Source organism: Novosphingobium aureum, assembly GCF_015865035.1.
GTDB classification, from domain to species: Bacteria; Pseudomonadota; Alphaproteobacteria; order Sphingomonadales; family Sphingomonadaceae; genus Novosphingobium; species Novosphingobium aureum.
In genome coordinates, this window is record NZ_JADZGI010000001.1 from 1,251,271 (window position 1) to 1,265,453 (window position 14,183).

Annotated in this window: 11 protein-coding genes; 8 read left to right on the forward strand and 3 right to left on the reverse strand. The window is 66.6% G+C overall.

Annotated features, from left to right (window positions below; all coding sequences use genetic code 11):
• Positions 1-10: 10 nt before the first annotated feature.
• Positions 11-754 carry a 7-carboxy-7-deazaguanine synthase QueE gene (locus I5E68_RS05945; protein ID WP_197162011.1) on the reverse strand — a complete coding sequence of 248 codons (744 nt, stop codon included), beginning with the start codon at positions 752-754 and terminating at the stop codon, positions 11-13.
• 391 nt (positions 755-1,145) lie between these two features.
• Positions 1,146-3,857, reverse strand: coding sequence for a valine--tRNA ligase (locus I5E68_RS05950; RefSeq protein ID WP_197162023.1), 2,712 nt, complete (start codon positions 3,855-3,857; stop codon positions 1,146-1,148).
• Positions 3,858-4,075: 218 nt separating this feature from the next.
• Here I5E68_RS05950 and I5E68_RS05955 point away from each other — a divergent pair, with 218 nt between their 5' ends.
• The 6 genes from I5E68_RS05955 to I5E68_RS05980 all read left to right on the forward strand — a co-directional run bounded on the left by I5E68_RS05955 (position 4,076) and on the right by I5E68_RS05980 (position 9,583).
• Positions 4,076-5,188: an ABC transporter permease gene (locus I5E68_RS05955; protein ID WP_197162026.1), complete on the forward strand. Its 1,113-nt coding sequence runs from the start codon at positions 4,076-4,078 to the stop codon at positions 5,186-5,188.
• Positions 5,189-5,196: 8 nt separating this feature from the next.
• Positions 5,197-6,054, forward strand: a complete 858-nt coding sequence (locus I5E68_RS05960; RefSeq protein ID WP_197164617.1) for an ABC transporter ATP-binding protein — start codon at positions 5,197-5,199, stop codon at positions 6,052-6,054.
• 11 nt (positions 6,055-6,065) lie between these two features.
• Positions 6,066-7,004, forward strand: coding sequence for an MlaD family protein (locus tag I5E68_RS05965; RefSeq protein WP_197162029.1), 939 nt, complete (start codon positions 6,066-6,068; stop codon positions 7,002-7,004).
• Between the two features lie 17 nt (positions 7,005-7,021).
• A complete protein-coding gene (locus I5E68_RS05970) occupies positions 7,022-7,684 on the forward strand; it encodes an ABC-type transport auxiliary lipoprotein family protein (protein WP_228726850.1) in 663 nt (220 codons plus the stop codon).
• Between the two features lie 411 nt (positions 7,685-8,095).
• The gene (locus I5E68_RS05975) at positions 8,096-8,884 is read left to right on the forward strand and encodes an AraC family transcriptional regulator (RefSeq protein WP_197162033.1); all 789 of its coding nucleotides are present in this window, start codon (positions 8,096-8,098) and stop codon (positions 8,882-8,884) included.
• A 66-nt stretch (positions 8,885-8,950) separates the two neighbouring features.
• A complete protein-coding gene (locus tag I5E68_RS05980) occupies positions 8,951-9,583 on the forward strand; it encodes a hypothetical protein (RefSeq protein ID WP_197162037.1) in 633 nt (210 codons plus the stop codon).
• A gap of 172 nt (positions 9,584-9,755) precedes the next feature.
• On the opposite strand, the gene I5E68_RS05985 is transcribed toward I5E68_RS05980, so the two are convergent.
• Entirely contained in the window at positions 9,756-11,498 is a 1,743-nt protein-coding gene (locus I5E68_RS05985) for a mechanosensitive ion channel family protein (protein ID WP_197162039.1), read from the reverse strand.
• A 491-nt stretch (positions 11,499-11,989) separates the two neighbouring features.
• On the opposite strand from I5E68_RS05985, the gene I5E68_RS05990 reads away from it, so the two are divergent.
• Both I5E68_RS05990 and I5E68_RS05995 read left to right on the forward strand, forming a co-directional pair.
• Positions 11,990-12,367: a UrcA family protein gene (locus I5E68_RS05990; protein WP_197162041.1), complete on the forward strand. Its 378-nt coding sequence runs from the start codon at positions 11,990-11,992 to the stop codon at positions 12,365-12,367.
• Between the two features lie 138 nt (positions 12,368-12,505).
• Positions 12,506-14,182, forward strand: a complete 1,677-nt coding sequence (locus I5E68_RS05995; RefSeq protein ID WP_197162044.1) for a M28 family metallopeptidase — start codon at positions 12,506-12,508, stop codon at positions 14,180-14,182.
• Position 14,183 lies beyond the last annotated feature (1 nt).

Here is a 14,183-nt window from a genome sequence, read left to right on the forward strand (position 1 = left end):
CCCAAACCCCTCAGGTGCCGCGCGTGTCACCCCACAGGTGGATGTGGAGCCGGTCGGTAAAGGCGAACCCGTGCGCGGCGCATAGGTCCCCCAGCCAGCGCGAGCGCTCGCGCAATGTCGTGCTGTCGCGGCCCTCGGGCATGAGGAACACGCGTTCGGGCACGATGTCGTAGCTCGCCACGAGGCCAAGCACTTCGTCGAGATCTGACCGCTCGGCGATCACGAACTTGAAGAAGGCGCGCGGGTCTGCGGCGTAGGCGGCGAGACGTTCGGGCACGAGCGCGAGGCTGGCCGGATTGCCGCTGTGCGCGAGCTTGGGGCTGACGTTGAACTGGTCGATCAGCGGATCGAGCGCGGGATGCGGGGCGACCGAACCGTTGGTCTCGATCTCGACGTGGAAGCCGGGGCGCAGGGCCTTGAGCGCGCTCACCATGCGCGCCAGCGCCGCGCCCTGCAGCAGCGGCTCGCCGCCGGTGAGCACGAGCCGGTCGGGCGAGAGCGCGGCGACGCGCCGCGCGACCTCGGCCTCATCGAGCTTCACCTGGTTGTCCTCGCGCGCGAAGTCGAGCGCGTCGTCGTGGGGGCGATTGTCGCCGGTGAAGCGCCAGGTGTAGGCGGTGTCGCACCAGTGGCAGGCGAGGTTGCAGCGCGAGAGCCGCACGAAGGTGCTCGGCCTGCCCATGCTCGCGCCTTCGCCTTGCAGCGAGGCGAAGATTTCCGGTTCACCCGGCGTGGTGGTGGCGAGGGTCAGCATGGGCGTTCGGCGGTCTGGATGAGGTCAGGTTGACACAGTTGACACGGTACAGGCGCAAAAGCCTCGAGCCCGCCCATGCGGCGCTTTTGCAGGCACATGCAAGCGAAATCGCGGCGGGAGCGGAGGGAGGGGGGAGGCATCGCCGCCACTGTGTCAGGTTCGGGGCCTGTAGGAAAACGCTTCGTGGCGTTCGTGGTGCGGGCCGGGGTGTCTTGGTGCATTGGATCCCCGCCTTCGCGGGGATGACGAGTGGCGGCGAAGGACACGACTGGGGAAGCGGCCCGCCAGTACCGGCGGGCGCGTGTGTCGGTGGGAGACAAGCAGGGCGCCGGGATGGCGCTTCGCCCCCCAGGGCAGGAGCGGTGGAGCCGCATGGCTCCCCCGTAGCGTGTCAGCCCAGACGTTCGAGCGCGGCGGCGAGCCTTGCCGCCTCGGCGGTGTGGTGGGCGTGGTCGGCGCGTGCCTTCTCGACGGCCTCGGGCTTCGCCTTCTCGACGAACTTGGGGTTCGAGAGGCGGCCGTCGAGCGACTTGGCTTCCTTCTCGGAAGCGGCCAGTGCCTTCTCGAGGCGGGTCTTCTCGGCGGCGATGTCGATCACGCCCTCGAGCGGGATTGCCAGCATCGCATCGCCCGCGCCGACCTGCAGGACGGGCCCTGCGGGGGCTGCCTCGAAGTGGATCGCATCGAGGCGGGCAAGGCGGTCGATCACGGTCGCATTGGCGCCGATGATCGCGCGGGTCGCGTCCGAGACGTCGGCGACATAGGCGGTGAGGCGCGCGCCGGGCGCGATGCCCAGTTCCGCCTTGGCCCCGCGCAGGTTGCCGATGAGCGCGATCAGCCACTCGACCTCGGCCTTGGCTTCGGCATCGACCGAAGCCTCGGGGGCGGGCCAGGCCGAGACGATCAGCTCTGCCTCGCGCGCGCCCATCTTCGACCACAGCTCTTCGGTGACGAAGGGCATGAAGGGGTGGAGCATGACGAGGATCTGGTCGAGCACCCAGCCGGCGACCTGCTTGGTCTCCTCGTCGAAGTTGCCCTTCACCAGCTCGATGTACCAGTCGCAGAAGTTGTCCCACACGAAGTGGTAGATCGCGTTGGCGGCGGCATCGAAGCGCAGGTCGGCCATGGCCTTGTCGAGCTCGGCGACGGTCTCGACGACCTCGCCGATGATCCAGCGGTTGACCGCCGAGTTCGCCTTGGGCGCTGCGACCGAGGTCGAGGCGACGATGCCGTTCGACTGGCAGAAGCGCGCGGCGTTCCACAGCTTCGTGGCGAAGTTGCGGTAACCCTCGACGCGCTTGTCATCCATCTTGATGTCGCGGCCCTGGCTTTCCATGGCGGCCATGAAGAAGCGCAGCGCATCGGCGCCGTACTGGTCGATGAGGCCCAGCGGATCGACCACGTTGCCCTTCGACTTCGACATCTTCGCGCCGTCGGATGCGCGCACGAGGCCGTGGAGGTAGAGCTTCTTCCATGGCACCTCGTCCATGAAGTGGATGCCCTGCATCGCCATGCGCGCGCACCAGAAGAAGAGGATGTCGAAGCCCGAGATCAGCAGATCGTTGGGGTAGTGCTTGGCGAGGAGGTCGGTCTTCTCGGGCCAGCCGAGCGTGGCGAAAGGCCAGAGCGCCGAGGAGAACCAGGTGTCGAGCACGTCCTCGTCGCGGGTGAGGGCCTTGCTGCCCGCGAGCGCCTGAGCCTCTTCCTCGGTCTCGGCGACGAAGACCTCGCCGTCCTCGGTGTACCACGCCGGAATGCGGTGGCCCCACCAGAGCTGGCGCGACACGCACCAGGGCTGGATGTTCTCCATCCAGTTGAAATAGGTCTTCTCCCAGGTCTTGGGGACGACCTCGATCGCGCCGTCGCGTACAGCCGCAATGGCGGGCTGGGCGAGGGTGGCGGCATCGACGTACCACTGGTCGGTCAGCCAGGGCTCGATCACAACGCCGCCGCGGTCACCGAAAGGCGTCTGGATCGTGCGCGGTTCCGCATCGTGCTCGGTGGTCTCGGTCTCGCCGTCCTTGGTCTTGGTGGTGACGACATGGGGGATGAGGAAGCCCAGTTCCTTCATCTCGGCGACGATCGCCTCGCGCGCGGCGAAGCGTTCCATGCCAATGTACTTGGCGGGGACGAGGCCGTCTTCGGTCTGCACCACGTTCGCATCGGCGTCGAACATGTTGAGCATTTCCGACGCCTTGAAGCCGGCGCGCTTGCCCACCTCGAAGTCGTTGAAGTCATGCCCCGGCGTGATCTTCACCGCGCCCGAACCCAGTTCGGGATCGGCGTGCTCGTCGGCGACGATCTGGAAGCGGCGCCCGGTGATCGGCTGCAGGATCTCCTTGCCGATGACCGACTTGTAGCGCTCGTCCTCGGCGTTCACGGCCACGGCCATGTCGGCCAGCATCGTCTCGGGACGCGTGGTGGCGACCTCGATGAAGTCCTGCCCGTTGTCGAGGGTCACGCCATCGGCGAGCGGGTACTTGAAGTGCCAGAAGCCGCCCTTGATCTCGCGGGTCTCGACTTCGAGGTCCGAGATCGCGGTCTTGAGCTTGGGGTCCCAGTTCACGAGGCGCTTGTCGCGGTAGATCAGGCCCTGCTTGTGCAGCTCGACGAAGACCTTGACCACGGCCTTGGTGAAGTGCGGGTCCATGGTGAACTGCTCACGGCTCCAGTCCATGGAACAGCCGAGGCGGCGCAGCTGGCGGGTGATCGTGCCGCCGCTCTCGCCCTTCCATTCCCAGACCTTGGAAACGAAGTCCTCGCGCGAATAGTTGGTGCGCTTGTCCTGCTTCGCCTCGAGCTGGCGTTCGACCACCATCTGCGTGGCGATACCGGCGTGGTCGGTGCCCACGACCCACAGCGCGTCCTTGCCCTTGAGGCGCTCGTGACGGATCACGATGTCCTGCAGCGTGTTGTCGAGCGCGTGGCCGATGTGCAGGCTACCCGTCACGTTCGGCGGCGGGTTGACGATGGTGAAGGGCGCAGCGTCGGGGCGCTCGGGGCGGAACAGGCCCTTGTCTTCCCAGTGGCGATACCACTGGGCCTCGATCGCGGCAGGATCGAAAGTCTTGTCGAGGGCGGTTTCGGGCGATTGGTCGGTCATGGCGCCGCGCTTTGCCAGCGAGTGCGTCGCCGTGCAAGCGGGCAGTGCGGGCTGGGCTTGCCGGTCCGCAAGGGGTTGCGCCGCAAGGCGGAGGCGAATAGCGCCACGATTTCGCCACGTGGCCATGTCACAAGCGGCGCGAAACAGATGATAACACGGTTCGTCGCAGGCCCGGAACTTCTTGCCGGACCACAGATTATTCCCCAATACGAGCGTACATGAGAGACTGGGCAGACTTCACGGTGTCGGAGAACGACGAGGGCGCGGCGCCGACGCTGGTGCTGCGCGGGGCGCTGCGCGTCCACTCGCTCGGCGATCTCGACCGCAGGCTCGAGGCGCTGCACGGCTCCTATTCGCGGGTCGACCTTTCGGGTGTCACCGACATCGACACTACCGGCGCATGGCTGGTGCTGCAAAGCGCCAACGAGCGCGGCATGGAGATCGTCGGCGCGAGCGAGAAGGCAGAGCGCCTCTTCGCCGCGATCGGCAGCGCGGGCGACAAGCAGCCCGAGCCCGAGGCGCCATCGCTGCTCACCCGCACCGTGGGCGAGTTCGGCGAAGTGGTGAAGGGCTGGGGTGCCGGTTTCCTGCGCGTCCTCGCGTTTCTGGGCGAACTGATGGTCTCGCTCGCGACGATGGTACGCCATCCGCGGCGCATTCGCGGCAAGGCGCTGGTCCACCACATGCAGCACGTGGGCGTGAATTCGCTGTGGATCGTGGGCCTGATGAGCTTTCTCATCGGCATCGTCATCGCCCAGCAGGGCGCGGTGCAGCTCGCCCAGTTCGGCGCCGAGATCTACACCATCAACCTCACCGGGCGCCTCTCGATGCGCGAACTGGGCATCCTGATGACCGCGATCATGGTCGCGGGGCGCTCGGGCTCGGCCTTCGCCGCGCAGATCGGCACGATGAAGCTGACCGAGGAAGTCGACGCGATGCGCACGATCGGCGTCTCGCCGATGGAGGCGCTGGTGGTGCCGCGCGTGCTCGCGGCGATCTTCATGATGCCGCTCCTCGGTTTCTACTCGGCGGTGGTGGCGATCATCGGCGGCGCGTTCATCTCGAACTTCGCGCTCGACATTCCCTTCTTCACCTTCCTGCGCCGCATCCAGGAGGTCGTGCCGATCACCGACGTGTGGATCGGCCTGATCAAGGCGCCGGTCTTCGCGCTGATCGTCGCGATGGCAGGCTGCTACCAGGGCATGCAGGTCTCGGGCAACGCCGAGGAAGTGGGCGGGCGCACCACGCAGGCGGTGGTCACCGCGATCTTCACGGTGATCGTGCTCGACGCCTTCTTCGCCATCTTCTTCACCGAGATCGGCTGGAAATGAGCGAGACCATGGACCAGCACCACGCGACGAGCGCCCAGTTCGAGGACGGCGACGATTTCCCGATCCGCGTCGATGGCTTGCGCAACGCCTTTGGCGAGCACGTCATCCACGAGGACCTCTCGCTGCGCGTCAGGCGCGGCGAGGTGCTCGGCGTGGTCGGCGGCTCGGGCACCGGCAAGTCGGTGCTGATGCGCTCGATCATCGGGTTGCAGCAGCCCGCCGCCGGCGAGATCGAGGTGCTCGGCCGCGACATGATGGCCGATGGCGACGGCGAGGAAATCGACATCCGCTCGCGCTGGGGCGTGCTGTTCCAGGGCGGTGCGCTGTTCTCGACGCTCACTGTGGGCGAGAACGTCGAGGTCCCGCTCAAGCAGTTCTACCCCGAGATTTCGGACGAGCTGCGCCGCGAGATCGCGCGCTTCAAGGTGCGCCTTTCGGGGCTGCCCGACGAGGCCGCGTTCAAATATCCGAGCGAGCTTTCGGGCGGCATGAAGAAGCGCGCAGGCCTCGCCCGCGCGCTCGCGCTCGACCCCGAGCTGCTCTTCCTCGACGAGCCCACCGCCGGGCTCGACCCGATTGGCGCTGCCGCCTTCGACAGCCTCACGCGCGAGCTCAAGGAGACGCTCGGGCTTACCGTGTTCCTGATCACCCACGATCTCGACACGCTCTACGCGATCTGCGACCGGGTGGCGGTGCTGGCGGACAAGAAGGTCATCGCCATCGGCACCATCCCCGAGCTGCTCGCGCTCGACCATCCGTGGATACAGGAATATTTCAACGGCCCGCGCGGCCGTGCGGCGCTGGCGGCCAAGGGCGATCCCGAAGTGGATTCGAACCTTGGCGATACGACCGGCGCCGGGGCATAAGGCAAGAGGACATGGAAACCAAAGCCAACAACGTCTGGGTCGGAGCGATCACGCTGGTGCTGCTGGCACTCGTGGCCGGCTTCGTCATCTGGCTCGCGCGGATGAACGAGGGCAAGCAGGACCAGTACGACATCTTCTTCAAGCAGTCGGTCGACGGGCTCGCGCGCGGCTCCGAGGTCAACTTCGCCGGCGTACCGGTGGGGCAGATCTCCGAGATCGAGCTGTGGCCGCAGGACCCCAGCTTCGTGCGCGTGCGCGTCAAGGTCGACGACAAGGTGCCGGTAACCGTGGGCACCACCGCGACGATCCAGGGCAGCTTCACCGGCGTCTCGGACATCCAGCTCGAAGGCGCGGTCAAGGGTGCGCCCAAGCTGACGGAGGCGGGGCCCGAGGGCGTGCCCGTGATCCCCACCAAGCGCGGTGGTCTGGGCGAGATCCTCAGCAACGCGCCGCTCCTCATGGAGCGCCTCGCCACGTTGACCGAGAACCTCAACCAGCTGCTTTCGGAAGAGAACCGCCGCTCGATCGGCGGCATTCTCAAGAACACCGACAAGATGACCCGCGACCTCGCGCAGGCGACGCCCGAGATGCGCCGCACGTTGCAGGAACTGCAGGGCACGCTGGGACAGGCGACGCAGACGCTCGCCGCCTTCGAGGGGGTCGCCAGCAAGGCCGACGACCTGCTCGGCTCGGAGGGCAACTCGCTCGCCGCGCAGTTGCGCTCGACGCTGGCCGCAGCCGAGAAATCGATGAAGCAGCTCGACACCACCATGCAGCACGCCCAGCCCGCGCTCGACCAGGTCTCGCAGAACACGCTGCCTGCCGCCGAGGCCGCGATCCGCGACCTGCGCGCAACCAGCCGCGCGCTGCGCAACGTCACCGAGAAGATCGACGAACAGGGCGCCGGCGCGCTGTTCAAGGGGCAGAAGCTGCCCGATTACAAGCCGTGATCGGGCGAGGAACGATGATGACCATGACACCTGCGACCAACCCTGTCACCCGCCGTTCCGGCGTCCGCAGCCACGCCCGTACCCATGGCCGCGTCTGGCGCGGCGCGCTTGCGGCAACACTCGCCAGCCTTGCGCTCGCGGGCTGCGTCAGCCTCGAGGGCAAGGCGCCCGACACCTTGTTCCGCCTCACCGCAGAGCAGAGCGCGCCGGCGGGATACAGCGCTCAGGGCAAGCTCAACGATGCCATCATCGTGCTCGATCCCGAGGCCGACCGCAGCCTCGACATGCTGCGCGTGCCGGTGCGCGTCGATGCCTCGAACCTCGCCTATCTGAAGGGCGCGGGCTGGATCGAGAAGCCGACCCGACTGTTCCGTGGCCTGCTCGCCGAGACCATTCGCGCAAATACCGGCGACATGGTCCTCGAGGGCGGCGACTACGAGGTCACCGGCAAGACCTTCATCGGCGGCCGCCTGCTCGAGATGGGCTACGACGCCCAGCGCTCGGCGGTGGTGGTCCGCTTCGATGCGGTGCGCTCCGAACGCGGCAGCGAGGAACTGGCGCGCAAGCGCTTCGAGTCGGTCGTTCCGGTCATGAAGGCCGAGCCCGAATTCGTCGGCCCCGCGATCAACAGCGCCGCCAACGACGTCGCCCGCCAGGTCGCGGCCTGGGTGAAGGGCTGACGGCGAGAGGCGGGGGCGTGATCGCCGGTTGCCCGAATGTTGATGCAAGACGATCTTGCGGGCCTGAATCCCGGCCATGCATGTGGCCGGCACTTGCTCTGAAAGTGTAGGGGCGACACAAGTTGCTGCTGCAGCAGGCTCGCCTCGAGCGGCTCTGGCAACGAGGTTGCGTGCCAATGTCGGCTTTCGACCCATATCAGGCCCGTCAGCTCCCGCTCAGCCTGAGCCTGTCGAAGGCCCCGGGCATGGTGTTGTGTTGTGGCTGGCATGCTTCGGCAAGCTCGTCATGAGCGAAGTGGGGGGCAGGGTCTCAAATCCACCCTCGACCGGCTCGCACGAATGGACCAGCGAAATGGCGGTCGCCGACAACGAGCATTGCGAAGCAATCGCTTCTCCGCCTAGGCCAGCGAGATGCAAAAGGGATCGTCCGCGCGCTTCACGCGCCCCGAACATGTCGGCATTGAACTTGTCGCCGTTGCATATCGCAGCCGCAGTTTTCCCGTACACATCCATGACCAGTATGTGGTCGGAGCGGTCGAGAACGGAGCGGAAGAGCTCGACGTCAACGGCACGTCCCATGTCGTCGGCAAAGGCGACATGATCACGCTCAATCCGGGGCAGGCTCATTCGAACCGCTCGCTTGGTAGCGATCTCCTCCAGTACCGGGTATTCTACCTGCCGCCTGAACTGGTGGCGACATATACCGGCCGCTGCGACCTTCGCTTCGATGCGCCATCGCGCACGGATGCCTTGGACGTCCATCGGTTTCTGCAGTTGCACCGATGGTTCGAGCTGGGAACGGGAGACAGGCTGGAACAGGAAAGCGCACTCGCCGAAATCATCGATATCGCTTTCGATGCGGCGGTCCGGCCAATGCGCGAGAACCGGCTGCCTGAAGCCGTGCGATCGGCTCGGGGCTATATCGATGAGCATTTCCGTGAAAGCTTCGGCCTCGATGAACTTGCCGAAGCAGCCGGAGTGAGCAAATTCCATCTGGCTCGCAGCTTCACACTCGCGCACGGATTGAGCCCGTTCGCCTATCGCACCCAACGAAGAATCCACGAGGCACGGCGCATGCTTCTGGCCGGTGCCCCCTTGGCGGATATCGCAGCTGACCTGGGGTTTTCGGACCAGAGCCACCTGACGCGCCAGTTCCAATCGATCGTTGGCATCTCGCCTGCGCGCTATCGGGAGCAATGATGTTCAAGACACTGCCCGACACGGCCGGCTAAGGCTTCGCTCACAAGGTCAGGAAGGGATTGCCAAATGACGAATTTCTGCAGGCGGAGCGAAGCGGTTGTACCCCGGCGAATGCGCTACGGTGGACTTGGCGCGGTCATTTCGGCTTGCGCCATGCTGGCTGCCAGCCTGCATCCCGTTGCCAATGCCTCTGCCCATGCATCGATGTCTGATGCCGACCATCAGCCTTCTGATGAAGGACGCGATCCATACGCCGGCTTCATCGCGAAATACACCGAGTGGGCGAGACGCATCGAAGCTGAAGGCATGGAGCGCGGAACACCGCTGACAACGCAACAGATTGCACTGGCCAGTGAGATCGGGATCGAGCATCCGGAAAATGTGCGTCTTGTCTTTGTAGACGCGGTGCCGTTTCCTGCGGATGACGAGGACATGCGAGAGACCGGGGAGAGCCTCGGCTTCATCGGCCCTGACATCATCAACAATGCCCAAGCGTTCGGATATAGCATCTGGGTGCGCGAAGGCTATTCGCTGGATCGACCGAGCCTTGCCCACGAACTCGTGCATGTCGCGCAAATCGAACGCAGTGCGAGTTTCCGCGAATATGTGAGTCGGTACATGAGCGAGTTGCTCGAGTACGGGCATCGCAACATGCCACTGGAAGTCGAAGCGTACGAGGCGAACAGGCGCTATCAATGAGGTAGGTCGGACGATGCGGCCAAAGCCGTCAATCCGTCCCCACCTGCTGCGGATACCCCGAAGAGGCAGCGCACGTTACTGTATGGCAGGCGAACGAGGGCAGACGCAGATCAATACGCCTGTGCGCGCGTCGCGCCTTAGGCTCAGGACCCGATGCTGCGCAGGCCCATTGCTATCCCTGGCCGGTATCCTGCTGCGCCACCATCAGCCGCTCGCCCTGTTCGCGATCCGCCTTCTCGCGCACGAGGTGCAGCGTGCGGGTCGGGAAGGCGATGCCGATGCCCGCTTCCTCGAGCCGGGCGAAGATCAGCAGCAGCAGGTCCTGCTGGATGACGAGGCTCTCGTCGTAGTCGGCGGCCTCGATGTAGGAAAAGATCTCGATGTCGAGCGAGCTCGCGCCAAAGCTTACGAAGCGGGCACGAAAGCCCGGTTTGGCGATGCGCTCGTGGTCGGAAAGGACGCCTTCGATGCGCTCGACCGCCTCGAGCAGCTTGGCCGAGCCGATACCGTACTCGACGCCGATGACGGGGTTGAACAGGAAACGGTCGCGCAGCGCGTAGTTCTCGATCTGGCGTTGCGAGAGGTCGCCATTGGGGATCGTCACCAGCGTGCGGGTGAGGGTACGCACGCGCGTCGAGCGGATGCCGATGTCCTCGATCGTGCCGATTACGTCGCCGACCTTGCAGAAGTCGCCGACCTGGAAGGGCTTGTCGGCGACCAGCGAGACACTGCCGACGAGGTTCTCGACCGTCTTCTGCGCGCCCAGTGCCAGCGCGATGCCGCCGATGCCCAGCGCTGCGATGCCCGTGGTGACGTCGATCCCGAAAGTGTCGAGGAAGGCGACCAGCGCGGCGAACAGCAGGAGCAGCTTGGCCGCGCGGCGCAGCAGGGTGACCACTGAGACGACCTGGCGCTGGCCGCGCTGCTCCATGCGCGTGATCACCAGTGCACCGAGCGCATCGACGAGGCGCAGGAGGAACCAGGTCAGCGCGGCGAGCGCGACGAGGCTGATGTAGCGCAGCACCAGCTGGCGCGCGACGATCGAGACCGGCAGGCTGTCCGCCCAGACCTGGAAGACGACGATCGCGACGAACAGGCTGAGCGGGGGCATGGCCGCCTTGGCGAAGCGGAAGGCGGGGTGATCGCGGCCCTTGTCGAGCATCCGCCCGATCAGGAAGAGCAGCGCGCTCGTTGCCAGCTGGAAGGCGAGGTAGATCGCGAGGCCGAGGCCGAACAGGGTGAGCCAGTCCTGGATCGAGGCACCGGCGATTTCGGGGCCGTTGTCCCTGGCGGCGCCGGTGGCCGTCCCGCTCTCGGCCAGCTGGGCCGCCACCGCATCGCTCGTCTCGCGCGAGATGCGCCAGATGCGCGCGCCGTCCTTGCCCGTGCCGCGCGTGAGCAGGATCGGCGTAGGCTCGGCCCCCTCGGAACCACGCAGCTTGCCCACGCGCTCGGCGTCGGGGGGCAGGCCGTCGTCGAGGGTTCCGGCCGGATCGGAGGAGAGGACGGCGTAGCTTTCGAGGCTGCCGCCAGCATCGAGCGCCTGCTGCAGCTGGCGGGCGATCTCGCCGCGCGCGGCCTCGTCGACATCGCTGCTGCTGTCGTCGCCAGCGCTGCCTTGCGGCTGGACGCTGGCCTCGAAGTAGGCGGCAGCTTCACCGTAATTGCCCGCGGCCAGCGCATTGACGAGCCCGCTGACGACCCCGCGCGGCGTCTCGCGCCCGTAAGGATCGCTCGGCGCCGCCTCCTGCTCGGCAGCCTCGGTCTCGCTGCCCGGCACGGCCGAAGCACTCGCGGCGGCGTGGGCGGGATCGAGAGGGACGAGCGCGCAGCCTACCCAGAGCACGCCGCACAGGATCGTCAGCCATGTGGCGAGCGCGTGCGTGCAGGTCTTCGGGCGGGGCTTGTCGAACATCGTCTTCCTTTTCGGCCATTGCCAGGCGGGGGCTGGGCTCCCTTCGCGGGGACCAACGAGAGGGGCCGCCGCGCGTTCCATGACGGCGGCACGGGCCAGCGACTCAGCACCACGCCCGGGCGCGGGCACAGGCCTGCCAGACACGCCTCGAAAGTTCAAAAATGCACGGAGCGCGGAAAAATAAGGGGACTTCGCTATTCCAATCGGAATCGCACAGGAGTATAAGGTTGTTACCGCAGGACGAGTCATTGCAAAATATAATTGCATTACTCAGCTGGTTATACGCCGATAAATTACCCTGTTGGAACTACGCGACCCGCGCCGAGGCCATTTGGCTGGCGCCTCGTCGCGCCAGGGAGAGGCCTCTTGCTGCACGATGACGCAGCTGCCTCCAAGCGTTGCACCCGAAGGTCGCTTCACGAGCACAGTATGCGCCGGAACACGAGGTTCCATCGCGTCGTCGCCCTGCGCCACGAAAGAGGAGCAAGACCATGAAGACGCTTTCCATCGCCGCTGCCGCAGGCATTGCCCTGCTGGCCACCCCCGTGATCGCCGAAGAGGTCATCGTCCAGAAGCAGTACCGCGAGGACGTGCCGACCCGCGAGGTCCGTTATGACGATCTCAACATCCTGAGCTCGGCCGGGATGGACACCTTCACCAACCGCATCGACCGTGCGGTGCGCTACGTGTGCGGTGCCCCCGACATCCGGGCCCTCAACGAAATGGCCCACATGCAGAACTGCCGGGTCGAATCCACCCAGCGCGCCTATGCTGCCCGCGACGAGATCGTGAACATGCAGATGGCCGCGCGTGCCAACGGGATGACACTCGCCAGTGCCGAGGTGCCCACCCTGCGCGTCGCGCGCTAGGGGCACAGTTGCCCCGGCAGCGACCGGGCACATGTCCATCCCCGCAAGAGCCCGCGTGTCGCGCGACGCGCGGGCTCTTGCCTGTGGCGCGCGCCCATGCGCTTGCCTCGCCCCGTACCCGGGGCCTAAGATTGGGGCATGACACGCAAATCCCCCCTGCTTCTCGCCGCTGCGCTCGCCATCCCCGCACTCGCAGCCAGTGCCACCCCCGCGCTCGCCAAGGTCTCGGTTGATCCCGAACGCATCGCGCGCGACGTGACCACGCTCGCCTCCGACACCTTCGAGGGCCGTGCGCCGGGTACCACCGGCGAGGAGCGCACCATCGGCTACCTCATCGCGCGCATGCAGGACATCGGGCTCGAGCCCGCCGGGCCGGACGGCCAGTGGGTGCAGACCGTGCCGCTGCTCCACACCGCGCTGCAGCCTGCGCGCAAGCTCGCCTTCACGACGCCCAAGGGCGCGATGCCGGTCAAGCAGACTGAGGACATCTACGTCTCGACGCTGCGCCCCGACGACACCGCAAGCATCGCCGATGCCCCGGTGGTCTTCGTCGGCTACGGCGTCGATGCCCCCGAACGCGGCTGGGACGACTTCAAGGGCGCGGACCTCAAGGGCAAGGTCGTCGTCTTCCTCGTCAACGACCCTGACTTCGCCGCGAGCCAGGGCGAGGACCCGGTCGGCAAGTTCGGTGGGCGCACGATGACCTACTATGGCCGCTGGACCTACAAGTTCGAAGAAGCCGCGCGCCAGGGCGCGGTCGGTGCGCTGATCGTCCACGAGACCGAGGCTGCGGGCTACGGCTGGAACGTGGTCAAGAGCCCGGGCGGCGAGAACTACGACATCGTGCGCAAGCCCGGTGACCTCACCAGCCTTGCGCTGCAGGGCTGGATTTCGGGCGATGCGGCGAGCAGGCTCTTTACCTCGGCCGGGCTCGATCTGGCGAAGCTGCGCAAGGCCGCGCGCAGCAAGGCATTCAAGCCGGTGCCACTCAAGGGCGTGACATTCGCGGCTGACGTTCCGGTCAGCCACGAAGAGATCGCCAGCCACAACGTGCTGGGCAAGATCGCGGGCACCGAGCGCCCCGACGAAGTGGTGATGTACGGCGCGCACTGGGACGCCTACGGCAAGGGCGAGCCCGACGCGCAAGGGCGCATCTACCGTGCGGGCGCCAACGACGATGCGCTGGGCATCGCCGGCATCCTCGACATCGCGCGGGTCATGAAGGGCCAGCCGGCCCCGAGGCGCAGCGTGGTCTTCGCCGCCTGGACCGCCGAGGAGCGCGGGCTGCTCGGCTCGGAATTCTACGCGACCAACCCGGTCTTCCCGCTCGAGAAGACCGTCGCCAACCTCACCATCGACATCCTGCAGACGCAGGGCGCGGCAAACGACGTGGTGCTCGTCGGCAAGGGCCAGAACTCGCTCGAGGACCGCATGGCCGGCGTCGCGAAGACGCAGGGGCGCACCGTCACGCCCGAGAGCCTGCCCGAGCGCGGCCTGTTCTACCGCGCCGACCACTTCTCCTTCGCGAAGCGTGGTGTGCCGGTCATGCTGCTGATGGGCATCGCGGGCGCGGCCGACATCAAGCAGGGCGGACGCGCGGCCGGACAGGCCTGGATCGATGCCTATACGGGCAATTGCTACCACCAGGCCTGCGACGCGATCGGGCCCGACTGGGACCTCGCGGGCGCGGTGCAGGACATCGACCTTGCCGGGACCATCGGCGAGGAGCTCGCCAATTCGGATGCATGGCCGCGCTGGAAGGAAGGCTCCGAATTCGGCGCGGTGCGTGCCAAGAGTGCCGCCGAGCGCAACTGAG